The sequence below is a fragment of the Variovorax sp. M-6 genome (assembly GCF_052114385.1).
In the GTDB taxonomy this organism is placed as follows: domain Bacteria; phylum Pseudomonadota; class Gammaproteobacteria; order Burkholderiales; family Burkholderiaceae_C; genus Variovorax.
Window position 1 is genome coordinate 184,580 of sequence record NZ_JBFREQ010000002.1, and the last position, 24,320, is coordinate 208,899.

At 68.8% G+C, this 24,320-nt stretch carries 22 protein-coding genes; 16 read left to right on the forward strand and 6 right to left on the reverse strand.

Features of this window, described 5'->3' with window-relative positions; all coding sequences use genetic code 11:
• The first annotated feature begins 39 nt into the window (after positions 1-39).
• Positions 40-765 (forward strand): cytochrome c oxidase assembly protein, encoded by a 726-nt coding sequence (locus tag AB4Z46_RS03365; RefSeq protein WP_442282057.1) that lies wholly within the window; start codon positions 40-42, stop codon positions 763-765.
• On the forward strand, positions 762-1,274 hold the full coding sequence (locus AB4Z46_RS03370; protein WP_442282058.1) for a CopD family protein: 513 nt from the start codon (positions 762-764) through the stop codon (positions 1,272-1,274). The genes AB4Z46_RS03365 and AB4Z46_RS03370 overlap by 4 nt, the downstream gene beginning before the upstream one ends.
• Here AB4Z46_RS03370 and AB4Z46_RS03375 read toward each other — a convergent pair.
• Positions 1,238-1,747 (reverse strand): DUF2231 domain-containing protein, encoded by a 510-nt coding sequence (locus AB4Z46_RS03375; protein WP_442282059.1) that lies wholly within the window; start codon positions 1,745-1,747, stop codon positions 1,238-1,240. The genes AB4Z46_RS03370 and AB4Z46_RS03375 overlap by 37 nt on opposite strands.
• A gap of 30 nt (positions 1,748-1,777) precedes the next feature.
• Here AB4Z46_RS03375 and coxB point away from each other — a divergent pair, with 30 nt between their 5' ends.
• The 13 genes from coxB (at position 1,778) to AB4Z46_RS03440 (ending at position 17,266) form a co-directional block, all read left to right on the forward strand.
• Positions 1,778-2,488, forward strand: a complete 711-nt coding sequence (gene coxB, locus AB4Z46_RS03380; RefSeq protein ID WP_442282060.1) for a cytochrome c oxidase subunit II — start codon at positions 1,778-1,780, stop codon at positions 2,486-2,488.
• Complete coding sequence (gene ctaD, locus AB4Z46_RS03385; protein WP_442282061.1) at positions 2,485-5,022, forward strand: cytochrome c oxidase subunit I; 2,538 nt, start codon at positions 2,485-2,487, stop codon at positions 5,020-5,022. The genes coxB and ctaD overlap by 4 nt, the downstream gene beginning before the upstream one ends.
• Complete coding sequence (locus AB4Z46_RS03390; protein ID WP_442282062.1) at positions 5,019-5,366, forward strand: hypothetical protein; 348 nt, start codon at positions 5,019-5,021, stop codon at positions 5,364-5,366. Before ctaD ends, AB4Z46_RS03390 begins: the two co-directional genes overlap by 4 nt.
• Positions 5,357-6,694 (forward strand): ferredoxin reductase family protein, encoded by a 1,338-nt coding sequence (locus tag AB4Z46_RS03395; protein WP_442282063.1) that lies wholly within the window; start codon positions 5,357-5,359, stop codon positions 6,692-6,694. The genes AB4Z46_RS03390 and AB4Z46_RS03395 overlap by 10 nt, the downstream gene beginning before the upstream one ends.
• Before the next feature lie 201 nt (positions 6,695-6,895).
• Positions 6,896-7,351: a lipocalin-like domain-containing protein gene (locus AB4Z46_RS03400; RefSeq protein ID WP_442282064.1), complete on the forward strand. Its 456-nt coding sequence runs from the start codon at positions 6,896-6,898 to the stop codon at positions 7,349-7,351.
• The gene (paaN, locus tag AB4Z46_RS03405) at positions 7,348-9,063 is read left to right on the forward strand and encodes a phenylacetic acid degradation protein PaaN (RefSeq protein ID WP_442282065.1); all 1,716 of its coding nucleotides are present in this window, start codon (positions 7,348-7,350) and stop codon (positions 9,061-9,063) included. The genes AB4Z46_RS03400 and paaN overlap by 4 nt, the downstream gene beginning before the upstream one ends.
• Before the next feature lie 11 nt (positions 9,064-9,074).
• Positions 9,075-10,520 carry a carotenoid oxygenase family protein gene (locus tag AB4Z46_RS03410; protein WP_442282066.1) on the forward strand — a complete coding sequence of 482 codons (1,446 nt, stop codon included), beginning with the start codon at positions 9,075-9,077 and terminating at the stop codon, positions 10,518-10,520.
• A gap of 15 nt (positions 10,521-10,535) precedes the next feature.
• The gene (locus AB4Z46_RS03415; protein ID WP_442282067.1) at positions 10,536-12,287 is read left to right on the forward strand and encodes a class I adenylate-forming enzyme family protein; all 1,752 of its coding nucleotides are present in this window, start codon (positions 10,536-10,538) and stop codon (positions 12,285-12,287) included.
• A complete protein-coding gene (locus AB4Z46_RS03420) occupies positions 12,284-13,009 on the forward strand; it encodes an alpha/beta fold hydrolase (RefSeq protein WP_442282068.1) in 726 nt (241 codons plus the stop codon). Before AB4Z46_RS03415 ends, AB4Z46_RS03420 begins: the two co-directional genes overlap by 4 nt.
• The gene (locus tag AB4Z46_RS03425; protein ID WP_442282069.1) at positions 13,006-13,992 is read left to right on the forward strand and encodes a Bug family tripartite tricarboxylate transporter substrate binding protein; all 987 of its coding nucleotides are present in this window, start codon (positions 13,006-13,008) and stop codon (positions 13,990-13,992) included. The genes AB4Z46_RS03420 and AB4Z46_RS03425 overlap by 4 nt, the downstream gene beginning before the upstream one ends.
• Positions 13,993-14,009: 17 nt before the next feature.
• Entirely contained in the window at positions 14,010-15,035 is a 1,026-nt protein-coding gene (locus tag AB4Z46_RS03430) for an NAD(P)H-dependent flavin oxidoreductase (RefSeq protein WP_442282070.1), read from the forward strand.
• Positions 15,032-16,264: an acetyl-CoA acetyltransferase gene (locus AB4Z46_RS03435; RefSeq protein WP_442282071.1), complete on the forward strand. Its 1,233-nt coding sequence runs from the start codon at positions 15,032-15,034 to the stop codon at positions 16,262-16,264. Before AB4Z46_RS03430 ends, AB4Z46_RS03435 begins: the two co-directional genes overlap by 4 nt.
• A 9-nt stretch (positions 16,265-16,273) precedes the next feature.
• The gene (locus AB4Z46_RS03440; protein WP_442282072.1) at positions 16,274-17,266 is read left to right on the forward strand and encodes a winged helix-turn-helix transcriptional regulator; all 993 of its coding nucleotides are present in this window, start codon (positions 16,274-16,276) and stop codon (positions 17,264-17,266) included.
• Here AB4Z46_RS03440 and AB4Z46_RS03445 read toward each other — a convergent pair.
• On the reverse strand, positions 17,214-18,338 hold the full coding sequence (locus AB4Z46_RS03445) for a response regulator (RefSeq protein ID WP_442282073.1): 1,125 nt from the start codon (positions 18,336-18,338) through the stop codon (positions 17,214-17,216). The two genes, AB4Z46_RS03440 and AB4Z46_RS03445, sit on opposite strands and share 53 nt — an antisense overlap.
• A gap of 67 nt (positions 18,339-18,405) precedes the next feature.
• Complete coding sequence (locus AB4Z46_RS03450; protein WP_442282074.1) at positions 18,406-20,880, reverse strand: ATP-binding protein; 2,475 nt, start codon at positions 20,878-20,880, stop codon at positions 18,406-18,408.
• A 153-nt stretch (positions 20,881-21,033) separates the two neighbouring features.
• Between AB4Z46_RS03450 and AB4Z46_RS03455 the strand changes: the two genes are divergently transcribed.
• Positions 21,034-22,014 (forward strand): ABC transporter substrate-binding protein, encoded by a 981-nt coding sequence (locus tag AB4Z46_RS03455; protein ID WP_442282075.1) that lies wholly within the window; start codon positions 21,034-21,036, stop codon positions 22,012-22,014.
• Between the two features lie 53 nt (positions 22,015-22,067).
• Here the strand turns inward: AB4Z46_RS03455 and AB4Z46_RS03460 are convergent, their stop codons facing one another.
• The 3 genes from AB4Z46_RS03460 to AB4Z46_RS03470 form a co-directional block, all read right to left on the reverse strand.
• A complete protein-coding gene (locus AB4Z46_RS03460) occupies positions 22,068-23,168 on the reverse strand; it encodes a DUF2855 family protein (protein ID WP_442282076.1) in 1,101 nt (366 codons plus the stop codon).
• A 109-nt stretch (positions 23,169-23,277) separates the two neighbouring features.
• A complete protein-coding gene (locus AB4Z46_RS03465) occupies positions 23,278-23,703 on the reverse strand; it encodes an organic hydroperoxide resistance protein (protein ID WP_442282077.1) in 426 nt (141 codons plus the stop codon).
• A gap of 56 nt (positions 23,704-23,759) precedes the next feature.
• The gene (locus AB4Z46_RS03470; RefSeq protein ID WP_442282078.1) at positions 23,760-24,215 is read right to left on the reverse strand and encodes a MarR family winged helix-turn-helix transcriptional regulator; all 456 of its coding nucleotides are present in this window, start codon (positions 24,213-24,215) and stop codon (positions 23,760-23,762) included.
• Between the last annotated feature and the right edge of the window lie 105 nt (positions 24,216-24,320).

The following is a 24,320-nucleotide window of genomic DNA, read 5'->3' on the forward strand; positions in this document are numbered from 1 at the left end:
GGTCTGGCGGTTGCGGAACGGGGGAAGAAGAAGCGAGCCATGATGAATTCAATGATCGCCTACTGCGGCGCCGCCGCAGTCCCTGACGATGTGTGGTCGCGCTGGAATGCCGATCCGCTGCTGATCGCCGCGCTTGCGGCGCTGGCCTTCGTGGTCGCTCGCGGTCGGTCGTCCGATGCGCGCGCCGGCTGGGGCGCCATCGCGCTGATGGCCGTGGTCTTCGTCTCGCCGCTTTGCGCCCTGTCGTCGGCGCTCTTCTCGGTGCGCGTGCTGCATCACGTCATCCTCGTGAGCGCCGTGGCGCCTTTGCTGGCGCTGGCGTTTCCCCAGCGGCGCGCGGGCCCTGTCCCGCTCGCCCTGCTGGTCGCGGCCCATGCGGTCATCCTGTGGCTCTGGCATGCGCCGGGGCCCTATGCCTGGGGCCTCGCCAGCGTGCCCGGCTATTGGCTGATGCAGCTCTCGCTGCTGGGAAGCGGCTGGCTGATGTGGCGGGCGATCCTGTCGCCGGCCACGCCCTCGGGCACCGCGTTGGTGGCGCTGGGCGTGACCATCGCTCAGATGGGCCTGCTCGGCGCCTTGATCGTTTTCGCCTCGGTGCCGCTCTACCCGGTGCATTTCGCGAGCACCCTGGCCTGGGGTTCCACGCCGCTGGTCGACCAGCAGCTCGCCGGGCTCCTGATGTGGGTGCCGGCGATGCTGCCCTATCTGGGCGCCGGCCTCTGGCTTGCCTGGTCGAGCCTGCGGCCCACCGAGGCGGCCCTGTGACGACGGCCCTGAAGTTCATTCACCTGGCTGCGATCGCGATCTGGTCGGGCGGCCTGCTCGCCTTGCCCTTCCTGTTCTGGCAGCGCCGCGCACTCGAGGCCGGTCCGGATCTGGACCGGCTGCACCGGATCGTACGGCTCGTGTATGTGGAGCTGACCTCGCCGGCCGCCTTCTTCGCCATCGGCAGCGGAACGGCGCTGATCTTCCTTCAGGCCACCTTCGAGGAGTGGTTCTCCATCAAGATGGTGCTGGTGGGCATCATGGCGATGCTGCATGTGGTCGCCGGCCTGGTGGTGCACCAGCTCTTCTCGCCCAAGGGCCGCTTCGGGCGGTTCTCGTTCGTGGCGCTGTCGGGCACCTACGCGGTGTTGATCGTCGCCATCCTCTGGGTCGTGCTGGCCAAGCCGCAGATCGACTCGAACCAGTTCGCGACGCACCTGTTCGAGCCCGGCGGGCTCTCACGCCTGTGGCATCAGTCCTTCGGCGACACGAGGATGCCGATCCCATGATCGAACACCAGCTTGCCCCCATGCCAGCCGGCGAAGCCCACCATGACCGAGGCCAGCACCGACAGCACCAGGCCGTGCGGCAGCACGGAGGCCGGATCGGTCAGTCGCAGGCCCCAGCTGGCCCCGGCGATGGCGACCAGCGTCATCGCCGCGATGGCGTGCGACCAGCTGGCCTCGTGCAGGCGGATGCCGCGCACCAGCAGCAGCTCGCCGGTGCCGACGAGGCTCGCGGCGACGCCGCTCCAGAACGCCATGCCGGCCGACCACAGGCCTGCGCGCAGCCAGAAGACATCGCCCGACCACCAGTAGAAGACGTCGACGCCGAGGGTCGCGACCACGAACGCGACCGGGAAGTGCACCAGCATCACGTGCAGCGGATGGCCGACCACCGCGACCGCGGAGCCGACGTCGAGCCGCTGCAATTCCAGCAGGACCTCGCTGCGCGCCGGGGTCCCTTCGCCTTTCTTCGCCATGGTGTTCGTCCTTCGCGTCGGATGCATCGAGTGAGCGGCCATCGTAGCGTCTTGCGTGCGGCCCTCCAAGCCGGATCGCTGGCGGCGTTGTCCGGTTGCCGCGGGCCGTTGTCGACGCTCGATCCTTCGGGGCCTGCCGCGGCCTCGATCGCCACGATGTGGTGGGTGATGCTGATCGGCTCGGCCGTGCTCTTCCTGCTCGTCGTCGGCATCTTCATCCAGGTGATCAGGCGGCCGGGCTGGGGCTCCAGCGTGTCGCCGACGCGCTGGATCGTGCTGGGTGGCCTCGTGCTGCCGGCGATCGTCCTGCTGCCGCTGCTGGCCTATGGGCTGGTCACCGGCGAGCGCCTGCTGCCGCTGCCGGGCAGCGCGCCGCCGCAGCGCATCGAGGCGGTGGCGGCGCAATGGGTCTGGACCTTTCGCTATCCGGAGCACGGTGGCGTCGAGACGCGCAATGTCCTGCTCGTGCCCGCGGGCAAGCCGGTCGACATGGTCGTGACGAGCAAGGACGTGATCCATGCGTTCTGGGTGCCGCGCTTCGCGGGCAAGATCGATGCGGTGCCGGGCAGGGTCAACCGGCTGCGCATCCAGGCCGATCAGCCGGGCCGCTATGAAGGCACCTGCGACGAATTCTGCGGCCTCGGCCACGCGGGCATGCGCTTCGTCGTCATCGTCCACCGGCCGGAGGACTTTCCCGCTGCACTGACGCAGGCGCTCGCGGCGCCGGAGGCGAAGAAATGAGTGGATCCGTCGACACGCAGCCGGAAGGCGCCCGCGCACTGCGGCTGCACCGGCAGCTGAACAAGATCTGGGCCACCGGGCCGGGATGGCAGCGCCTCGCCGCGGTCAATCATTCGGTCATCGGCATGCGGATGTTCATCACATCCTTCACCTTCTTCCTCATCGCCGGCGTGCTGGGCATGCTGACCCGCGTGCAGCTCGCCACGCCGCATTCGGCCTTTCTCGACCCCGAGACCTACAACCAGGTCTTCACGGTGCACGGGTCGATGATGCTGTTCCTGTTCGCCATACCGATGGTCGAGAGCTTCGCGGTCTATCTGACGCCGAAGATCCTCGGCACGCGGGACTTCGCCTTCCCGCGGCTGACGGCTTACGGCTACTGGTGCTACCTGTTCGGCGCCTCGATCGTCACGGTGTCGCTGGTGCTGGGCATCGCGCCGAACGGCGGCTGGTTCATGTACACGCCGCTGAGCTCCAATGTCTACAGCCCGGGCGTGAACGCCGACATCTGGCTGCTCGGCATCACCTTCGTCGAGATTTCCGCGCTGTCGCTCGCCATCGAGATCATCGTCTCGGTGCTCAAGATGCGCGCGCCGGGCATGTCGCTCGACCGGATGCCGATCTTCGGCTGGTACATCCTGGTCACGGCCCTGATGATGATCGTGGCCTTTCCGCCGCTGATCCTGGGCTCGATCCTGCTCGAGCTCGAGCGCGCCTTCGGCCTGCCCTTCTTCGATCCGACGCGCGGCGGCGATTCGCTGCTGTGGCAGCACCTGTTCTGGCTGTTCGGCCATCCGGACGTCTACATCATCTTCCTGCCGATGGCGGGCGTGCTGTCGACCATGATCCCGGTGTTCGCCAACCGGGAGCTGGTGGGGTACCGGGCGATCGTGGTCGCCATCATCGCGCTGGCCTTCCTGAGCTTCGGCATCTGGGTGCACCACATGTTCACGGTGGGCATCCCGCACCTGGCGCTCGCGTTCTTCTCGGCCGGCTCGGCGATCGTCGCGGTGCCGACGGCGGTGCAGGTCTTCGCCTGGCTGGCCACGCTGTCCCACGGCAAGCCGCGCTGGGACGTCCCGATGCTCTACGTCTTCGGCTTCTTCTTCGTCTTCGCGATGGGCGGGCTGACCGGCGTGATGCTCGCGATGGTGCCCTTCGACTGGCAGGCGCACGACACCTATTTCGTCGTCGCCCACATGCACTACGTGGTGGCCGGGGCGCTCGCCTTTCCGATGATGGCCGCGCTGTACTACTGGCTGCCGCTGCTGACCGGGCGCGCCGCGGTGGAGCGCCTGTCGGTGCTCGCGTTCTGGCTGATCTTCATCGGCTTCAACATGACCTTCTTCATGATGCACCTGACCGGCCTGCTCGGCATGCCGCGGCGCGTCTACACCTACCGCGGCGACGAAGGCTGGAACTGGCTCAACCTGCTGTCCTCGGTGGGCGGCTTCGTGATGACGATCGGCTTCGGCCTGCTCGTCATCGACGTGGTGGTGCAGCTGCGCTACGGGCGCCGCGTGCGGCGCGACCCCTGGCGGGCCACGACCTTCGAATGGGCGATGCCGATTCCGCCGGCGCCGTATGCCTTCGCCTCGATTCCGCACGTGGGGCCGCAGACCGACAAGATTCCGAAGGGCGAACTCGCGGTGTCGCTGGCCCGCGGCGAAGGCTACCTGGGCTCCACGCGCAACGGCTGGCAGGAGACGCTGGGCGTGCACATCACGAGCGGCAAGCCCGATCAGCTGATCGTGCTGCCGAACCCGACCTACCTGCCGCTGGTCACGGCCCTCTTCACCGGCGGGGTGGTGCTGGGCTTCCTGTTCAAGGCCTATTGGGTGTCGCTCGTTCTGGCCTTGGTCACGTTCGGCCTGTTCGTCTTCGCGGGGCGGCGCGCGGGCCTGCCGCGCGACTATGGCCCGCTGCCGGTCGGCCTCGGTGTCGAGGTGCCGCCGCACACCGAGGCCGCGAGTGCGCCGTCCTGGCTGGCGCTGATCTGCGCCCTGGTGGCCAACGGCACGCTGTTCACGTCGATGGTGTTCGGCACCTTCTATCTCTGGCTGGCCGGCGGGGACTGGCAGAAGATGACGCCGCCCGAGCCAAATCGGCTCCAGGCCTTCGGCGCCATGGCCTGTCTGCTGGTCGCCGCGTTGGCGGCGCGCGGTTCGCTCAGGGCCGTGATCGCCAGCGGCAAGGCCTCGGGCTGGATGGCCGTCACTGCGATCGCGCTGATCGCCGCCGTCGCGACCGTCGTCGAGCTGATCATGGGCGTCACGCCGCATCCGCGCGCGCATGCGCTCGGCGCGACCGCGTCGGTGCTGCTGGGCTACGTGGCCCTGCATGCCGGCGTCGGGCTGCTGTTTCTCATCAGCAACTTCCAGCGCATCCGCAGCGGCTACGTCTCGCGGCGGCGCTGCACCGACCTGCGCCTGACGCGGCTCTGGCTCGACTACACCCTGGTGACGGGCATCATCGCGCTGGGTCTGGTGCTCGCGCTGCCTGCGCTGGTGACGGTGCTCGGAGGACGGCCATGAGCACGATGAATGTACTGACGGTCCCGCCCCGGCGCGTCTGGTGGCTCGCGGGCGGCTTTGCCGTCTGGTGCAGCGCGCTCGTGGTGCTCTATGCGCTGCATGCCATCGGCTGCGCCTTCGGCTGGTCGGCCGGCCCGCTGCGCTGGAGCCTGGTCCTCGTGTTCTTCGCGCATCTGGCGGTGGTCGGATGGATGTGGCGCAATTTCGCCAAGGCGCGCCCCGATCACGACCATGGCCAGACCGGCAGCTTTCTGCATGCGGCGATCGTCTGGACCACCATTGCCGCCTTTGCCGCCACGGTGCTGACCTTCGGCCCGCCGCTGCTGCTCTCCACATGCCTCTGAACGCGCTCCACCGCGATCTCGTGCGCCGCAGCGTCTGGATCGCGATCTACCTGCTGTTCATCCTGGCGCCGCTGTTCGCGCTGCTGGCGGGCGCGCTGCCGCCCGCGCGCGACTTCTGGACCGAGTTCTCGGTCGCGCTGGGCTACTCGGGCCTGGCGATGATGGGGCTGCAGTTCGGCCTGACGGCGCGCTTTCGCCACGTCACCGAGCCCTGGGGCGAGGACGTCATCTATCACTTCCATCGCCGGGTCTCGCTGATCGCGGTCGCATTGGTGGTGGTGCATCCGCTGATCCTGCTGGCGACCGGATCGGACAAGCTGGCGCCGCCCGCGTCGCTGGCTGAAGTGCCGCTGGGCGCGGTCTTCGCGATGCTGTCGCTGGGCGCGCTGATCGTGCTGGTGGTGATGGCGCTGTGGCGTACGCGACTGAAGATCAGCTACGAGTTCTGGCATGCCACGCACATCCTGCTCGCGCTGGTCGCCGTGGGCGGCGGACTCTTCCATATGGTCGGCTGGGGCTTCTACCTCGCCGACCCCTTGAAGCGCGCGCTGTGGATCGGCATGACGATCTTCTGGATGGCACTGCTTGGCTACGTGCGCGTGGTCAAGCCGCTCTTCATGCTGCGCCGGCCGTACCGCGTGGCGGAAGTGCGCCAGGAACGCGGCGACACGACGACGCTGGTGATGCGGCCCGAGGGCCACGCCGGCTTCCGGTTCAGGCCGGGTCAGTTCGGCTGGCTGACGCTGTGGGGGAGTCCGTTCAAGATCACCGGCCATCCGTTCTCCTTCTCGTCGAGCGCGGAGGCGGCGGACGGGCGCGTCGAGATGACGATCCGCAACCTCGGCGACTTCACGAGCGGGGTCTCCAAGGTGCCGGTGGGGCAGCGCGTCTATCTCGACGGACCCTACGGCGCCTTCACCATCGGCAACCCGGCGGACATGCACGTGCTGATCGCGGGCGGCATCGGCATCACGCCGATGGTGAGCATGATCCGCACGCTGGCCGACCGCGGCGACAAGCGCCCGCTGATCCTGCTCTATGGCGGCAAGGACCTGGAGTCCCTGACATTCCGCGAGGAACTGGACGCGCTGGCAAAGCGGATCGACCTCACGGTGGTCTACGTGCTGTCGCGGCCGCCGGAAGGGTGGACCGGCGAGCGCGGCTACATCGGCGCCGAGGTGTTCAAGCGCCATCTGCCGCCGCGCTACGCCGACCATGAGTACTTCATCTGCGGCCCGAACGTGATGATGGACGCGATCGAGGCGGCGCTGGGCGAGATGAAGGTGCCGCTGTCCAAGTACCACTCGGAGCGCTACAGCTTCGTCTAGGAGATCCCGATGCGCCGCTTGTTCGCCGATCGACTGGTGCTCGCCACCGCAGTCGTCGTGGTCCTGGTGGCCATCGTGTTCGCCCTCTGGCGCGTAAGCGCCTGATCCCTTTTCACTTCGGGGGGCTCGAAGCCCCTCTTGCATGCCGGATTCGAGTTGTCTAAACTGAGTTCAATTAAGAAAGTGAAAAGGAGACATCGCATGCAGGAGCGCAATCCCTTGCTGGGCACATGGCAGCTCGTCCGCTGGGACATCACCTATGGCGACGGCAGGCCCGCCACGCTGCCTTACGGCGAAGCGGCGGTGGGACTGATCCTCTACAGCACCGACGGCTGGATGAACGCCTGCATCGCGCGGCCCGACCGGCCGAGGCTGTCGAGCGACAGCGTGCGCAGCGCACCGGAGCCGGAGCGCCTCGCGGCCTTCGAGAGCTACTTCCAGTACGCGGGCCGCTACGAGATCCGCGGCGAGCCCGGCGCGCAGCAGGTGGTGCACTCGGTCACGCAGTCGCTGAATCCGAACTTCGTCGGCACCCAGCAGGTGCGCGACATGCAGTTCGATGCCGAGGGACGGCTCACGCTGTCGGCCTCGGACACGGTGCCCGGTACGAACGTGGCGCGCCATCACCGGCTGATGTGGAAGAGGGCCGCCGCATGAGCGACGCACGGGTGGCGTCGACGCTGTACGAGAAGCACCGGGCCACCTTCGAACGCGCGGTGCAGGCTTGCAGCGCGCGCCACTGCTGGAGTCCTTACCCCGAGATGCCCGGCCAGTATCCGGATGCCGCTCGGGCGCAGGCCGCCGGGGCGGAGGCCTTCCGCAAGCAACTGGGCCAGCGATTCGTGCTGGATCAGCCCGGCATCAGCGGCGAAGCCGGCGAGGAGCTGTCGCCTTACACCCGGCAGCCTCTGGGCATCCTCTATCCGCAATCCGACATCGACCGCCTGTTCGATGCCGGCGAGGCCGCGATCCCGGCCTGGGCCGACGCGGCGATCGACACCCGCATCGGCGTCCTGATGGAGGCGCTCGACACGCTCTACCGCGAGCACCTGTTCGAGATCGCGCACGCGGTCATGCACACGGCCGGCCAGAGCTTCAACATGGCCTATGCCGGCTCGGGCGTCAACGCGCTCGACCGCGGCATCGAGGTGCTGGTGCATGCCCGCCAGGCGATGCAAGCGATCGCGCCGAGCGCGCGCTGGGAGCGCAGCTTCGGCGCCGCGCGCATCGTGCTCGACAAGACCTACAGACTGGTGCCGCGCGGCGTCGCGGTCTGCTTCAGCTGCGCCAGTTTCCCGACCTGGAACGCCTGGCCCTCGATGCTCGCGAGCCTGGCGACCGGCAATGCCGTGATCGTGAAGCCGCATCCCGCCACCGTGCTGCCGATGGCGATCACGGTGCGCGCCTTTCGCCGCGTGCTGGACGCGGCCGGCTTCGATCCGAACCTGGTCACGCTGGCCCTCGACACGCAGGCCTCGCCGATCGGCAAGCAGCTGGTTCGGCATCCGCAGACCGCGATCGTCGATTTCACGGGCAGCGTCGCCTTCGGCCAGTGGGTGGAGCAGCACGCGCATCCGGCGCTGGTCTTCACCGAGACCGCCGGCTGCAACACGGTGGTGATCGAGTCGGTGGAGGATCTCGACGCCGTGCTGCGCAGCCTCGCCACCACGCTGTGCATGTTCAGCGCCCAGATGTGCACCAGCCCGCAGAACATCTACCTGCCGGCGCAGGGCGTGCGCACGCCGCAGGGCGTCGTGAGCCTCGACGAGGTGGCGCGCCGGCTGGCCGTCGCAGTCGCGGCCATCGCGGGCGAGCCGAAGAAGGCCGCGATGATCCTGGCGACGCTGCAATCGCCGCAGACCCTCGCCTTGCTCGATCGCCTGGCGCGCGAGGGCGAGACCCGCGGCAGCGTGCTGCTGCGGCCGGCGCCCTACGTGCACCCCGAGTTTCCCGATGCGCGCACGAGCACGCCGCTGATGCTCCAGGTCGGCAAGGGCGAACGCGAGCTCTACGGCGAAGAGCGCTTCGGTCCGGTCAGCTTCGTGATCGCCTGCGACGACGCGGCCGATGCGTTGGCCCAGGCCACGCGCGACGTGCGCGAGTTCGGCGGGCTCACGGCCTTTGTCTATTCCACCGACGAGGCCTTCGTCGCCCGGGCCGAGGCGGCCTACGCGAGAGCCGGCGCGCAGCTCACGATCAATCTCACCGGGCCGATGCCGCTCAACTTCGCGGCCGCCTACAGCGACTACCACGTGACCGGCCTGAATCCGGCCGGCAATGCGAGCCTGACCGATCTCGCCTTCGTCGCCGGCCGCTTCCGCATCTCGCAATCGCGCCGGCCTTCGCGCAGCGCACATCCCTCGAACTGAAGGAGAACGACATGGGACAGAACGACATACCCGTCCTCACGGGCGGCTTCGCGCCGATCGAGGACGAAGTCACGCTCGAACTCACCGAAGTGGAGGGCGAGATTCCGCGCGACCTCACCGGCATGCACGTGCGCAACGGCCCCAACCGGCGCTTCGAGGCCCCGGGCCGCTACCACTGGTTCGACGGCGACGGCATGCTGCATGCCGTGCGTTTCGAGGGCGGCCGCGCGCTGTACCAGAACCGCTGGGTCATGACCGACAGCTTGCGCGAGGAACTGGCGGCCGGCTCGGCGTTGTGGCAGGGCATCAAGGACCCGCCGCGCAAGGACCGGCCCGACATGCCGGTGAAGAACACCTCCAACACCGACGTCAAGTTCTACGCCGGCCAGCTGGTCTCGATGTGGTACCTGGGCGGCTCGGTCTACCAGTGCCGGCCGAACGACCTGTCGACCATCGGCAAGCTGGAGTTCGACCCGCGCATGAAGGGGCTGCCGGTGTCGGCGCATTCGAAGGTGGACGAGCGCACCGGCGAGTTCCTGTTCTTCGCCTACGGCAAGGAGTCGCCGTACATGCACTACGGCGTGATGGACCGCCATGGCGAGCTCAAGACCTTCATGCCGGTGCAACTGCCCGGCCCGCGCCTGCCGCACGACATGGCGATCACGCCCAACTACACGATCGTGCACGACCTGCCGCTCTTCTACGACATGGACGCCTTCGCGGCCGGTCGCCACAAGCTCAAGTTCCACCACACGCTGCCCTCGCGTTTCGGCGTGATTCCGCGGCATGGCACGCCACAACAGATTCGCTGGTTCGAGGCCAGCCCGGCCTACATGTACCACGTGTCCAACGCCTGGGAGGAGGACGACGGCCGTGGCGGCATCGAGATCGTGATGACCGGCACGCCCTTCCGCCTGCCGCGCGACTGGCGCGGCAACGTCGAGGTCGACCGCTTCCCCAAGATGCTCGCGAACCTGGAGCATGACTTCATGTTCTACGAATGGCGCTTCAACCTGCGCACCGGACAGACTCGCGAGCGGGTGCTCGACGACATCGTCAACCAGGAGTTCCCGGTCATCAACTCGTGGATGCAGGGCCACAAGACGCGCTACTCGTGGAACGTGCTGATGGGCCGCAGCAACCGCGCCGAGGATCCGCGCTTCTGCGGATTCGTGCGCCAGGATCTCGAGCGCGGCGTCAGCACCAGCTACCACGAGGGCGTGCACAAGTGGTTCAGCGAAGCGCCCTTCGCACCGAAGGACAACTGGAAGGCCGAGGACGACGGCTATCTGGTCGGCTTCCTGTGGGACGACGAGAAGAAGGCGTCCTTCGTCACCGTGTTCGACGCCAGCGACGTTGCGCAGGGCCCGGTGGCGCGCATCCGCATCCCGCACCGCGTGCCCAATGGTTTCCACGCGACCTGGGTCAGCGGCGAGCGCCTGGCCCGCGGGTACTGAGAAACGGACACCGCCATGATCCTCGTGCCGCAACACAAGATCGACGACTACACCGCGCGCGGCTGGTGGGGCAGCATCACGCTGTGGGAGCTGTTCCGCAACAACCTTGCAGCGCATCCGGACGACGAGGCCGTGGTCGACGCACCGAACCGCGCCGACTTCGCGCACGGCGCGCCGCGCCGGCTCACCTGGTCGCAGCTCGGCGACGAGATCGACCGCTTCTGCCTGGTGCTGCTGGCGGAGGGAATCCGCCGCGACGAGGTCCTGGTGGTGCAACTGCCCAATTGCATCGAGCAGTTCGTCGTCTACCTCGCCTGCGCGCGGCTGGGCATCATCGCAACGCCGGTGCCGATCCAGTACCGCGAGCACGAGCTGACGCAGATCCTCGAGATCACGCAGGGCAGCGCGGCCTTGACCTTTTCGCGCATCGGCAAGCCTGACGGCGGGCATGCGGCCGCGCGCATGTTCGCGGGCCTTCGTGCGGCGCACCCTTCGCTTCGCACGGTGCTCGCCTGGGGCGACCACGTGGACGAGGGCATTGTCGACGTCGCAGCGCATCTGCGCCTGCCGCCGGGCACCGGCGACCTGCAGCGCCTCGCGCAAGCCGAGCGCGAGGCGGCCGTCACGGCCAACGACGTCTTCACGATCTGCTGGACCTCGGGCACCGAGGCCAGTCCCAAGGGCGTGCCGCGCAGCCACAACGAGTGGCTGGTGATCGCGCCCTCGATCATCGAGGCCGGCGAGATCCGCGAGCGGGCGCGTCTGCTCAATCCGTTCCCGCTGGTCAACATGGCGGGCTTCTCCACCGCGATGGCCGCCTGGCTGGTGCTGGGCGGCACGGTGGTGCAGCACCAGCCCTTCGCGCTGCCGGTGTTCCTGCAGCAGCTGCGCGACGAGCGCATCGACTACACGGTGGCGCCGCCGGCGATCCTCAACATGCTGCTGCAGAACGAGCAGCTGCTCGAGGGCATCGACTTCGATCGGCTGGCGCGCATCGGCTCGGGCTCGGCGCCGCTGTCGGACTGGATGGTGCGCGGCTTCGCCGAGAAGCGCGGGGTGCAGATCGTCAACTACTTCGGCTCCAACGAGGGCGCGGCGCTGTCCGGCAACCACGTCGACATCCCGGACCCGGGGCTGCGCGCCCAGTTCTTCCCGCGCGCCGGCGTGCCGGGCCATGCCTGGAGCATCTCGACCACGCGCAAGATCCGCACGCGGCTGGTGGACTGCGAGACCGGCGAGGACATCGAGGACGCCGGCCGTCCCGGCGAGATCCGCTTCGACGGCCCGACCATCTTCAGCGGCTACTGGAACGCGTCCGAGCTCAGCCAACGGGCCTTCGACGAGCAGGGTTTCTACAAGACCGGCGACCTGTTCGAGATCGCCGGCGATCGCCTGCAGTACTACCGATACGTAGGGCGTTCCAAGGATCTGGTGATCCGCGGCGGTGTCAACATCTCGTCGGAGGAGATCGAGAGCCTGCTGCTGGCTTGCCCCGGTGTGCGCGAGGCTGCGGTGGTCGGCGTGCCCGACGAGGTGCTCGGCGAAAAGCTCTGCGCCTGCGTCGTCTCGACGGACCCCGCTGCGCCGGTCACGCTGGAGGCGATCGCGGCCTTCCTGCGCGAGCACAAGCGCGTGGCGGTCTACAAGCTGCCCGAGTACCTGCTGCCACTGTCCGAGCTGCCGCGCAACCCGGTTGGCAAGATCCTCAAACGCGAACTGCGCCAACGCGCGAAAGCGCTGGCGGAACCTGCGGGAGCCGCGGCATGAAGCCGGTCCTGCTGCTGATCCCGGGCATGCTGAACACGGCCGCGGTCTGGCGCGAGGTGGTGCCGCTGCTGGCAGCGCGCTTCGACGTCCGCATCGCCGACGTGCAGACCCAGTCCAGCATCGCCGAGATGGCGCGCGATGCCTGGGAGCGCGTGGCCGACGTGCCCCAGGGCGTGCAGCTGCGGGTCTGTGGCTTCTCGATGGGCGGCTACGTGGCAATCGAGATGGTCGCGGGGCAAGGTCGCCGGGTCGACGGCCTGGTGCTGCTCGACACCTCGGCCCGGCCCGAGTCGGCCGAGGGCGCTGCGCTGCGCGAGAAGACCATTGCCGCGATCGCCCGCGATTTCGACAAGGTCACGGCCGGTGTCGCCCAGTTCGCGACCGACGATGCGCGCCACGCCGACGAGGCCTGGATGGCCGCTCTGCAGTCGCTGATGCGCGAAATCGGGCCCGAGGCGGCGATCCGCCAGAACCGGGCGATCGTCGGGCGCGCGGACCATCGCGAATCGCTCGCTGCCCTGCGCATCCCGGTGCGCGTGGTATGCGGCCGAAACGACCGCATCACGCCGCCCGAGCTGTCGCAGGAACTGGCGGGGCTGATTCCGTCGGCGCGGCTCGAATGGATCGAAGGCGCCGGCCACATGACGCCACTCGAGGCACCGGCGCAGGTCGCTGCCGCGATCGCTTCCCTGCTCGACACAACGACTGGAGACAACACATGAATCGACGCAACGCGTGTTTGCAGCTCGGCGGCCTGGCGCTCGCGGCCGCCGCACCCTGGGCCCGCGCGCAAGACCCTGCGGCCTTCCCTGAAAGGCCGCTGCGCATCGTGGTGCCCTTTGCGCCCGGCAACACGCTCGACACGGCGCTGCGCCAGGTGGCCGAGGAGTTCAAGAAGAACACCGGCCAGCCGCTGCTGATCGACAACAAGCCCGGCGGCTCCGGCATCATCGCGGCGCAGACCGTGATGAGCGCGCCGCCCGACGGCTACACGCTGCTGCTGGCCAATACCAGCATGTTCACGGTCAACCCGCACACGTTCGCGCGGTTGCCCTACGACCCCGAGAAGAACTTCAAGCCGGTCAGCAACTTCCTCGGCGCCTCCATGGTGATGGCGGTCAACAACAGCGTGCCCGCCAACGACATCAAGGAGTTCGTCGCCTGGGCCAAGGCGCATCCGGGCAAGGTGTCGTTCGCCTCGTTCACGGCCGGCAACTCCTCGCATTTCGCCGGCGTTCTCCTGAACCAGCGTGCCGGCATCGACATGGTCCACGTGCCTTTCAACGGCACGCCGCCGGCGGTCACCAACCTGGTCGGCGGGCAGGTCGATGCGGCTTTCCTGCCGTTGCTGGCGGTCAAGCCGCAGGTGGATGCGGGCAAGGTCAAGGTGCTGGCCGTGACCAGCCCGCAGCGCTCGGCGCTGATGCCGCAGGTCGCGACCTTCCGCGAGCAGGGCTACCCCGATCTCGAGATCTACATCTGGGCGGCGATCGCGGCGCCCGCCGGCACGCCCGATGCGGTCATCGCCAGGCTCAACGGCGAGTTCGTGAAGATCCTCCGCTCGGCCGAGCTGAAGGAGAAATGGAAGACCATGGATTTCGAAACCCTCCCGTCGACTCCGCAGGAATTCACCCGTTTCGCACAGGCCGACTCGAAGCGCTGGGCCGAAGCGGTGCGGATCTCGGGCTTCAAGGCCAGCGAGTGAGGCACTGCGACATGACGATGAGTTCGACTTCTCCCTTCAAGCTGCGGCTGCCGGTCATCGCGGCGCCGATGTTCCTGATCTCCGGGCCGGCACTGGTGCTGGCCGCCTGCCGCGCCGGCATCGTCGGCGCCTTCCCCACGCCCAATGCGCGGCCGATCGAGATGCTCGACGCCTGGATGCGCGAGATCACCGAGGGCCTGGCGCGGGCGCGGGACGCGCAGCCGGCCGCCACCATCGGCCCCTGGTGCGCGAACCTGGTCACGCATTCGTCGAACACGCGGCTGGCCGAAGACCTCGAACTGGTCGCTCGCTACAAGCCGCCGATCGTGGTCACGGCGCTCGGCAGCCCCAAGCCCGCGATCGAGGTGGTGCACCGCTATGGCGGCCGCGTGTTCGCGGACGTCATCAACCTGCAGCTCGCGAAGAAGGCAGTGGCGGCAGGCGCCGACGGGCTGGCCTGCGTGTCGGCCGGTGCGGGCGGCCATACCGGCTTCCTGTCGCCGTTCGCCTTCATCAGCGCGGTGCGCGAGTTCTTCGATGGCTCGGTGGTCGCCGGCGGCGGCATCAGCGACGGCTGGGGCGTGGCCGGCGCCATCGCCTCGGGCGCCGACTTCGTCTACATGGGCACGCGCTTCATCCCGGTGGCCGAGAGCCTGGCGCCGGACGCCTACAAGAAGATGCTGGTCGACAGCACGGTCGACGACCTGGTGGTGAGCGCTGGCGTCACCGGGACGCCGGCGAGCTGGCTGAAGGAGTCGCTGCGGGCCAACGGCCTCGACCCCGACAACATGCCGGCCGCGCCCCAGCGCCAGTACGACAGCGGCCAGCCGATGGCCGCCCGGCGCTGGAAGGATGTGTGGGCCGCCGGCCAGGGCGTCGGTGCGATCCGCCAGGTCGAGACCGTGGCCGCGGTGGTCGACCGCCTCGAGCGCGAGTATGTGCAGGCCGGTGCGCGATTCGCCGGCATGACGCAGCCCGCCGCGCGCGCTGCCGCGAAGGCGGTCGGCCACGATGCGGCCGGCCTGCAGGAGACCGTGCAATGACCGAATCGGTCCACATCCTCGGCGGCTATCAGACCGACTTCGCCAAGGCCTGGTCGCGACAGGGCCAGGACTTGTCCGACATGGTGCGCGAGGCCACGCTGGGCGCGCTGGCCGCTTCGCGCATCGACGCCGCGCAGGTGCAGAGCATCCATGTGGGCAATGCCTTCGGCGAACTGCAGCGGCAGCAGGCGCACCTGGGTGCGATGGTGGCGCAGGTGGTGCCCGCACTGTGGGGCGTGCCCGCGATGCGCCACGAGGGCGCCTGCGCGTCGTCGTCGCTGGCGGTGCTCGCGGCCACGGCCGAGATCGAGGCCGGCCGCTACGACTGCGTGTTGGTGCTCGGCGTGGAAGAGTTCAAGAACCTGCCGGGCAACGAGGCCTCGCGCAACCAGAACGCCGCCGCCTGGCAGGGCCGCGAGGACATGGCCTGCACCTACATGTGGCCGGCCGCCTTCGGTCGGGTGGCGCAGGAATACGAAGAGCGCTACGGGCTCGACCGGCGCCACCTGAACCGCATCGCCGAACTCAACTACGCGAACGCGCGCCGCAACCCGCTGGCGCAGACGCGCGGCTGGCGCTTCGACGCGCTGAGCTTCACCGACGACGACGAGGCCAATCCGCTGATCGAGCCCGGCACCCGGCGGCAGGACTGCGGCCAGATCACGGATGGCGCCTGCGCGGTCGTGCTGGCCTCGGGCCGCTTCGCGCGCGAGCGGGGATGGGCCGGCAGGGCGCGTATCGCCGGCTGGGGCCATCGCAACGCCGGCCTGCGCCTGCTCGACAAGCTCGAGCGCAGCCGCGGCCAGCCCTACGTGTTCCCGCATGTGCGCCAGACCCTCGAGGACGCCTGGCGCCGCGCCGGCGTGGGCGGCATCGATGCGATCGACGGCGTCGAGACGCACGACTGCTTCACGACCACCGAGTACATGGCGATCGACCACCTGGGCCTGACCGCGCCCGGGCGCAGCTGGGAAGCGGTGGAGGACGGCAGCATCGAGCCCGGCGGCCGCTGCCCGGTCAACATGAGCGGCGGCCTGATCGGCTGCGGCCATCCGGTCGGCGCCACCGGCGCGCGCATGCTGTTCGATGCCGCGCGGCAGGTGACGGGGGAGGCGGGCGATTTCCAGATCGAGGGGGCGCAGCGCATCCAGACGCTCAATATCGGCGGGTCGTGCGCAACCGTCGTAAGCTTCGTGGTCGAGCGCGACGGCGCGCGACCCACAAGCTGACAATACCCGGTGCCACTGACTCCCGAAGAACTCGATCTGCGTCGCGACGCGCTGGCCACCAGCACCCTCGACCACGGCCTGCAACTGCTGGGCGACCGCTGGACCATGGCGGTCGTGCTCGGCGCCTTTCTCGGCGTGCGACGCTTCGACGAATGGCAGAGTCGCCTGGGCATCCCGCGCCACACGCTGGCCCAGCGCCTGCGCGCACTCACCGCGCTCGGCCTGCTGCGCCAGCGTCCCTACCAGCAGCGCCCGTTGCGGCATGCCTACCACCTCACCAGCAAGGGCCTCACGCTCTATCCGCACGTGCTCATGATGTGGTCGTGGGAGCGCCGCTGGGGCGCGCGCGCTTCCGATCTGCCCGAGCGCCTGGTCCACATCGGCTGCGGCCAGCCCTTCGTGCCCTGGCTGGCCTGCGAGGCCTGCGGCGACAAGGTCGGCATCGGCGACCTGAGCTTCACGCTGGAGCCGGTCGACGCGCTGCGCGAACACCCGCCCGCGCGCGGCCGCGCTCCCCGGCTCGCGCAGGCCGAAGGCGGGGAACCCGGCCTGGGCCTTCGGGTGGACCGCTGGGCCTTGCTGATCATCTCGGCCGTGCTGCTGGGCTGTCATCATTTCGACGAACTGAGCCATGTGCTCGGCATCGGCAGCAGCGTGCTCACGCGGCGGCTGGCGGACATGGTCGATACCGGCCTGCTGCTGAGCCAGGCCGATCTGGCCGACGGCAGGCGAAGGATTTACCGGCTGACACCGGCGAGCCGCGACCTGTTCGGCTACATCCTGTGCTTTTCGGGTTGGGCCAGCCGCCATCATTTCATCGCACCGAGCTCGATCCGGCCGACGCATCGGGCCTGCGGGCATGCGTTCGTGCCGCAAGTGGTTTGCAGCCACTGCCAGCAGCCGTTGCTGGCGCGAGAGGTGCGGGCGGAGGGGCCCGCGGCGGATCGGGTCACGAGGCGGCCACGACCCGCCACGCCGCCACCCGGCGCTGAAACCCCTTGAGCTCCAGTTCGCCGGCCCCCTCGATCGTCCATTCGGCGGTCGTCGGCGCGACGTCCTGCAAGGCCGCCTGAACGCGCTGCGAGATCAGGATCTCCCCACCGGCGGCTTCGCCGCACAGGCGCGCGGCCAGGTTGGTGACCGTGCCGATGGCCCCGTAGTCGATGCGGCCGTCGAAGCCGATGCCGCCGAGCGTCGCGAAGCCCTGCGCAATGCCGACGCCCATGTGCAGGTCATAGCCGCGGCGGCGCCATTGCCCGTGGAGGGCCGCCATCTCGCGCTGCATCTGGACCGCCATGCGCAGCGCCCGTGCCGGCGCGTCGGCCACGGGCTGCGGATCGTTGAAGAAGATCATCATGCCGTCGCCGGAGAAGCGCTCCAGCGTGCCCTCGTGGGCAAGCACCAGCTGCCCCATCGCGGCGTGGTACTGCGCCAGCACGGCCATCACTTCCTCGGGCTCGGCCGTCTCGGTGAACGCGGTGAAGCCGCGCAGGTCGAGAAAGACGACGGTGATCTCGCGCCGATGGCTCCTGAGCGGATCGTCGGCGCCGCCGGCAAGGATCGCCTCGGCCAGCTGCGGCGAGAAGAAGCGCTTGAGCTGGCCCACGCGTTCGAGCTGCCGCACGCTCTCCGCCACGCGTTGTTCCAGCGTGGCGTTCCATGCCTGCAGCAAGGACCTCTGCTGCTGGACTTCGTCGTACAGCGTCTTGACCCGCAACAGGGAGCGCACGCGTGCCATCAGTTCCGCCTGGTTGATGGGCTTGCCCAGGAAGTCGTCCGCGCCGGCCTCCAGGCCCTTCACGCGCTCCTGCTCCGGATCGAGCGCGGTCACCAGCACGATCGGCAGCACCGCGCAGGCGGGATCGGCGCGGATGGCGCGGCACACGTCGTAGCCGTTCATGCCCGGCATCATCACGTCCAGCAGCACCAGGTCGGGCGGATCGGCCGCGATGCTTGCCAGGGCCTCCTCGCCGGACGCCGCGGTGCTGGTCCGGTAACCGCGCGCCGTCAGGACGTCCGCGAGCAGCCGGACGTTCTTGGCGACGTCGTCGACGACCAGGATATGCGCGCTCATGTCGAGCGCCCCCCGCACGGCAACCGCACCACGGCGGCCGGAGAGACCTCGACGATCAGAACGATGCTCATCCGATGGCCTCCAGGATCTGCAGCGGCAGCCGGAAGGTGAAGGTCGAGCCTTCGCCGGGGCGGCTGTCGACGTGCAACGTGCCGCCGTGCAGCTCCACGAAGCGCTTGGACAGCGACAGGCCCAGCCCGGTGCCCTCGGCCTTGCGCAGGTAGTCGCCGCCGGCCTGGCGAAACTCCTCGAACACCAGCAACTGGTCTTCGGGCGCGATGCCCACGCCGGTATCGGTCACGCTCACCTCTGCCATGGCCTGGCCGGCGGCCGTCTCGATGCGGCGGGCGTTCAGGCGCACGCGGCCGCCGGCCGGCGTGAACTTCACCGCATTGGACAGCAGGTTCACCACCACCTGCTTGACCTTTCGTGCGTCCGCCACCCATTCCGTCAGCCCCTCGCCGACCTCCAGCGACATCGACAGGCCGCTGCGCTGCGCGCGCTCGCGCACCAGGGTCATGGCGTTGTCCAGCAGCAGGCCGAGGTCGAAGCAGCTCAGGTCCAGCTCCATCCGTCCGGCTTCGATCTTCGACAGGTCCAGCACATCGTTGATCAGCGTCAGCAGGTGCTGGCCGGACGAGTGGATGTCCCGCAGGTACTCCATCTGCTTGACGTTGACGTCGCCGAACATCTGCTCGGTCAACGCCTCGGAGAATCCGATGATGGCGTTCAGGGGCGTGCGCAGTTCGTGCGACATGTTGGCCAGGAACTCCGACTTGTGACGGTTCGCCACTTCGAGCTGGTGGCTCTTGTCCTCGATCTCCTGGAACAGGCGCGCATTCTGGATCGCGATCACCGCCTGGTCGGCGAAGGTCTCGACCAGGCGGACCTCGGCCTCCGAGAAGCGCTGCACCTCCCTGCGAACCACGGCGATGATGCCGAAGGACGCGCCCTCGCGAACCATGGGCACGCCCAGCACGGTGCGGAACCCGTGGCGCGCCTGGGGATCGCGCGAATCGGGGTAGTCGGAATCGATCAGGCGGGCGACATCTTCGACGTGCACGGTCCGGCCCTCCATGAAGGCGCGTCCCACCACCGATCCGCGCGTCAGCGGCAAGACTTCGTCACGGCCCGATTCGGAGCCGTCGCTGGCGCCCTGGTAGCCGGTCATGGCGCGCAAGTGATCGCCCTCCGGCAGCCAGATCCTGCATCCGTGCGCCCGGCACAGCACCGCGGAACGCTCGGCCACGGCCGACAGGACGGGCTGGAGCTCGGTCGGCGAACGGCTGATGACCCGGAGAACCTCCGCCGTCGCGGTCTGGTATTCGAGCGACGCCGTCAGTTCGGCGGTGCGCTGCTCGACCTTGCGTTCCAGCTCGCCGTACGACTCGCGAAGCTGCGCCGACATGCGATTGAACTGCTGGGCCAGACCTTCGAGCTCGTCGCCCGTGTGGACGACGATCTCCGGGTTCAGGTCGCCCCGGCCGATGCGCCGCGCTCCGCGGGCGAGGGTGCGGATCGGTCGCACCATGCTGCGCGCGAGGACCGATGCCGCCAGTGCCGAGACGGCCAGGCCTGCCAGCAGCAGCACGGCGGCGCGCAGGATCGACGCGTTCAGCTTGGCGTACACCTCGGCGATCGGCTGTTCGACGAACACCTTCCAGCCCAGCGAATCGATCGGCGCCATCGAGGTCAGCACGGAGGCCCCCTGGAGATTGCGCGAAACCATCGCCTGCTGCCTCGGGGGGCCGTCGGCCGCCGCGGCGGCCTGGACATGCGGCAACGATGCCAGGCTGGTCTTGCGCAGCACCAGGCCGATGTCGGGGTCTGCCACGAGCAGGCCGTTGCCGTCGATCGCATAGGCCTTGCCTTCGTGGCCGATCTCGATGCGCGACACGACGTCCCAGATGAACTTGAGATTCAGCTCGGCCACCGTGACCGGCCCCTTCGCGCCGCCGGAGCGGATCGCCACCGTCATGTAGGGCTCGGTGTCCCGGTTGAAATAGACCGGCCCGAACCACGCCGCATCGGGCTCGGCGTTGCGGAACGGCGTTTCCGACGACCGATCCCTGCCGGAACCCACGACGTCCATGCCCAGCCGCGATACCGCGATCTGCTCGCGACCGGCACGGTCGAGCTGCGCGATGTCGGTCACCTCCGGAGCCAGGCGCAGCAGGCGCCAGAATTCCGCGCGGCGCGTCTCCAGATCCGAGGCGTCGAGCTGGGCCAGGGACGCGTAGGCCAGCTGCTGGGACACCTGCTGGACGTATTGCTCGATGCGAGACGCCGCGCCAACGGCCTTTTCGTGCTGCAGGCTGGCCAGGGCCGCCTTGTTCTCCTGATAGGAGAAATAGAGGCTGATCGCGCTCGACGCCAGCAGCACCGTCGTCACCAGCGAGAGGATCAGCAGCAGGTACTTGCGAAACAGGCGCCCGCGGTGGACGTCGCGCGTAGCCCGCGACAACAGCGCGAAGCGCCGGCCCTTGGCCGACGGTGCGAGCTCGCCCGTCAGTGAAACAGGGGACGAATCCGGGGGCATCATGGCCCGTCAATTGGACATCGCCGTCCGCACGATGGGAAGACCGGGCGCGTAGGCCGATCGGCCGACCCGGACACCCCGCACGAGGCACAGGCGGGGGGGCCGGAAGCGGCGCAAAATCGCTGTCTGCGGATGCTGGCAACAAGGAGATCTCCGATGCGCAGCAAGATCCTTTGGCTTCTTCTTTGCGCCGTGCTGGCGGCCGGTTCCCTTGCCCGGGCCCAGCAGCCGAAGAAGATCGCGCGGGTGGGCTATCTGGCGGCCGTTTCGGCCAGCGCCGACGCGCCGCGCCTGGAAGCGTTTCGGCAGGGGCTGCGGGATCTCGGCTATGTCGAGGGGCAGAACATCCTGATCGACTACCGCCACGAGAGCCAGGATCTGCAACGGCTCCCCGGCCTGGCGGCCGAGCTGATCCGCCTGGACATCGACGTGCTGGTCACGGTGACGACCAACGCGGCGCAGGCCGCCAGGAAGACGACCGCGACGGTGCCCATCGTCTTCATGGGCGTCACGGATCCGATCGCCACCGGGCTGGCCGAGAGCCTCGCGCGGCCCGGCGGGAACAGCACGGGCATCACCAACGTGGCGGCCATCCTCACCGGCAAGCGGCTGGAGCTTCTCAAGGAAATCAATCCCAGGACCGCCCGGGTGGCGGTGCTGTGGGATCCGCAGGCGCCCGGCTCCGTCCCGCAGTGGGAAGCCAGCCGGCTGCCGGCCGAGAAACTGGGCCTCGAGCTCCATTCGATGGAGGCCGGCAGCGCCGACCGCTATGCGGCAGCGTTCAAGGAAGCCGTCAAGGCGCGCAGCAATGCCGTGTGGGTCACGCTGAACCCGGTGGCCAATTCAAACCAGAAGCTGATCGCGGAGCTGGCCATCGAAAACGGGTTGCCATCGATCTGCGCGCGGGGCGACTATGCAGAAAACGGCTGCCTGATGGCCTACGGACCCGGCTACGGCACCGAGGGCAAGGACGGCGCCCGCTATGTCGACCGGATCCTGAAAGGCGCCAAGCCTGCGGACCTTCCGATCGAGCAGCCGACGAAGTTCGAGTTGCTGATCAACCTGAAGACGGCGAAACGGCTCGGGTTTGTCGTCCCGCAGTCGGTTCTGAATCGGGCGGACAAGGTGATCCAGTGATGCTTCGGCGTGCGCCCGACGCTGCTGCGCCTTGACGGGACACCGTCGCGGATCTACAGCGACAGGATGTGCCCCACCCGCGGATCCCCCCGCCCCGCCAACACGCCCGCATAGGCCGCCTGCACCGCCGCGCCGCCCGCATGGTGCTCGACGCGCAGCCAGGGCGTCCGTGGATTCGCCGCCCGGGCAGCGAACGCCTGCCAGGCCTGAACCATCCGCTGGCCGAACACCTCCCCGCCCCAGTCGCCGATGCGCTTCCTGATCTGCGCCGGCGCGAAGAACAGCGTGGCGCGCGGTCCGGGCAGGCTCTTGCCCGCGCCGCTGGCCGCCAGCTGGTCGACATGGGTCCCGCCGATCGAAGCGCTGTGCTTCAGGTTCCCGAAGCGCGTGTGGATCTCGCGCCGCAGGCTGGCGTTGCCCGCGAAGTCCACGTAGACGCAGGGCGTGTCGGCGGCGACCTGGCCGAGCTCCTCGTAGGCCAGCACGCGGTCGTAGCAGCCCAGGCTCTCGCAGAACGCCCGGTTGGCGGCCGACGTCAACCCGATCACCTCGATGCCCTCGCGCTGCTTCAGCTGGAAGGCCGTGCCGTAGGCGGTCTTGCTCGACGCGCTGGACAGCAGTGCGGCACCCGGTCTCGCGCCGAAGAAATCGTTGTCGTCGAGGAAGTCGTCGATCAGCCACGAGGTGATGAAGAGCGGCCGCAGCAGCGCCTGCAGGTCTTCGGTGTCGGCCGTGTAGAGCGGGTCGGAGCGCGTACGCAGGTACTGGTTGTAGACCACGGGCAGGGCGCTGCGATGCGCCGCGCCGTCGCTGAGCCGGTCGGGCGAGAGGCGCTCGGGCGTCAGCACTGCGGCCGAGGCCATCGGGAAGTAGCCGTAGAGCCTTTCGCCCACCGCCACGCCCGGATGCAGCGAGTGCGACACGCTCGCAAAGCCCCACACCGGGATGATTCCCCAGCCTTCTTCGCCGCTCGGGAAGAACTGCCAGTAGCTCATCGCTTCGCCGAAGGCGGCGTAGGTGATGTTGTTCGAGGTCAGCGCGAAGCGCTCGATGCGAACGCGCACCTGCCCGTCGGCGAGCCTTGCGTCGGCGGTGGCGTGCAGGCGGGTGGAGGAAAGGTCGTCCTTGCGGACCAGCAGGGTGTCGGTGCTCATCGGGGAACCTTAGCGCAGAGGCTCCCGGAACGCACGAGAAAAAGCCCGGCTGCCGGTCGCTCAGGCGACCCTTGCCGGGCTTCGATGGCGGGCTGCGGCCGCCGGCCGATCAGGCGATCGAGAGTTCGACGTCGATGTTGCCGCGCGTGGCGTTCGAGTACGGGCAGACCTGGTGCGCGGTGTCGACCAGCAGCTTCTTCTGCGCGGCGTCGAGGCCCGGCAGCGTGATCGCGAGCTTGACCGCGATGCCGTAGGCCTTGCCGTCGTTGATCGGGCCGAGCGAGACGCTGGAATCGATCGCCACGTCGTCCGGCACCTTGACGCTGATCTTCGGGCCCACGGCCTTCATGGCGCCGATGAAGCAGGCGGCGTAGCCGACCGCGAACAGCTGCTCGGGGTTGGTGCCGGGCTTGCCCGAGCCGGGCGAGCTGAGCTTGACGTCGATCGCGCCGTCGCTGGACTTGCCGGCGCCATCGCGGCCGCCGATGGTGTGGGCTTGCGCCGTGTAGAGAACCTTGTCGAGCTTGGTGGTCATGGTGATTCCTTTTGCTGAGGTGGTGGGTGGAGGGAAACGGAACGAAAGCGGAAGCCTCATGCGGCCTTTTTGATGCGGTCGCGCAAGGACTGGATCTGCTGCGTGAGCGCGACGAGTTCGGGCACCGAGCATTCCGAGGCCGCCATCAGGCAGCCGGGCACGTGGGCGGCGCGTGCCTTGAGCTTGCGGCCCGCGGCCGTGAGGCTCACATGCACGCGGCGCTCGTCGGCCACGTCGCGGATGCGTGCCACCAGGCCATTGGCCTCGAGCCGCTTGAGCAGCGGCGTCAGCGTGCCCGAGTCGAGCGACAGTCGCTCGCCGAGTTCGGACACCGTGAGGCCGTCGCGCTCCCACAGCACCAGCAGCACGAGGTACTGCGGGTAGGTGAGGCCGAGCTTTTCGAGCAGCGGCTTGTACAGCCGCGTCATCGCGAGCGAGGCGGAATACATCGCGAAGCAAAGCTGGTTGTCCAGCTTCAGCAGTTCGTCGGCGGAGAGCGGCGCGGAGGGCATGAGGCGAATTGTAGCGAGCAATTATATTGCGCGCAATATAAATCGGTATCAGGCCGGCGCCGGGCCGCCAGCGCGGCGAAGTCCGCGCTTCGCGCAGACGGGCGG

Coding starts and splice junctions, on each gene's coding strand:
- AB4Z46_RS03365 (WP_442282057.1), top strand. CDS start 40: ATGATGAATTCAATGATCGCCTACTGCGGCGCCGCCGCAGTCCCTGAC.
- AB4Z46_RS03375 (WP_442282059.1), bottom strand. CDS start 1,747: ATGGCGAAGAAAGGCGAAGGGACCCCGGCGCGCAGCGAGGTCCTGCTG.
- ctaD (WP_442282061.1), top strand. CDS start 2,485: ATGAGTGGATCCGTCGACACGCAGCCGGAAGGCGCCCGCGCACTGCGG.
- AB4Z46_RS03390 (WP_442282062.1), top strand. CDS start 5,019: ATGAGCACGATGAATGTACTGACGGTCCCGCCCCGGCGCGTCTGGTGG.
- AB4Z46_RS03395 (WP_442282063.1), top strand. CDS start 5,357: ATGCCTCTGAACGCGCTCCACCGCGATCTCGTGCGCCGCAGCGTCTGG.
- AB4Z46_RS03400 (WP_442282064.1), top strand. CDS start 6,896: ATGCAGGAGCGCAATCCCTTGCTGGGCACATGGCAGCTCGTCCGCTGG.
- paaN (WP_442282065.1), top strand. CDS start 7,348: ATGAGCGACGCACGGGTGGCGTCGACGCTGTACGAGAAGCACCGGGCC.
- AB4Z46_RS03410 (WP_442282066.1), top strand. CDS start 9,075: ATGGGACAGAACGACATACCCGTCCTCACGGGCGGCTTCGCGCCGATC.
- AB4Z46_RS03415 (WP_442282067.1), top strand. CDS start 10,536: ATGATCCTCGTGCCGCAACACAAGATCGACGACTACACCGCGCGCGGC.
- AB4Z46_RS03420 (WP_442282068.1), top strand. CDS start 12,284: ATGAAGCCGGTCCTGCTGCTGATCCCGGGCATGCTGAACACGGCCGCG.
- AB4Z46_RS03425 (WP_442282069.1), top strand. CDS start 13,006: ATGAATCGACGCAACGCGTGTTTGCAGCTCGGCGGCCTGGCGCTCGCG.
- AB4Z46_RS03430 (WP_442282070.1), top strand. CDS start 14,010: ATGAGTTCGACTTCTCCCTTCAAGCTGCGGCTGCCGGTCATCGCGGCG.
- AB4Z46_RS03435 (WP_442282071.1), top strand. CDS start 15,032: ATGACCGAATCGGTCCACATCCTCGGCGGCTATCAGACCGACTTCGCC.
- AB4Z46_RS03445 (WP_442282073.1), bottom strand. CDS start 18,338: ATGAGCGCGCATATCCTGGTCGTCGACGACGTCGCCAAGAACGTCCGG.
- AB4Z46_RS03450 (WP_442282074.1), bottom strand. CDS start 20,880: ATGATGCCCCCGGATTCGTCCCCTGTTTCACTGACGGGCGAGCTCGCA.
- AB4Z46_RS03455 (WP_442282075.1), top strand. CDS start 21,034: ATGCGCAGCAAGATCCTTTGGCTTCTTCTTTGCGCCGTGCTGGCGGCC.
- AB4Z46_RS03460 (WP_442282076.1), bottom strand. CDS start 23,168: ATGAGCACCGACACCCTGCTGGTCCGCAAGGACGACCTTTCCTCCACC.
- AB4Z46_RS03465 (WP_442282077.1), bottom strand. CDS start 23,703: ATGACCACCAAGCTCGACAAGGTTCTCTACACGGCGCAAGCCCACACC.
- AB4Z46_RS03470 (WP_442282078.1), bottom strand. CDS start 24,215: ATGCCCTCCGCGCCGCTCTCCGCCGACGAACTGCTGAAGCTGGACAAC.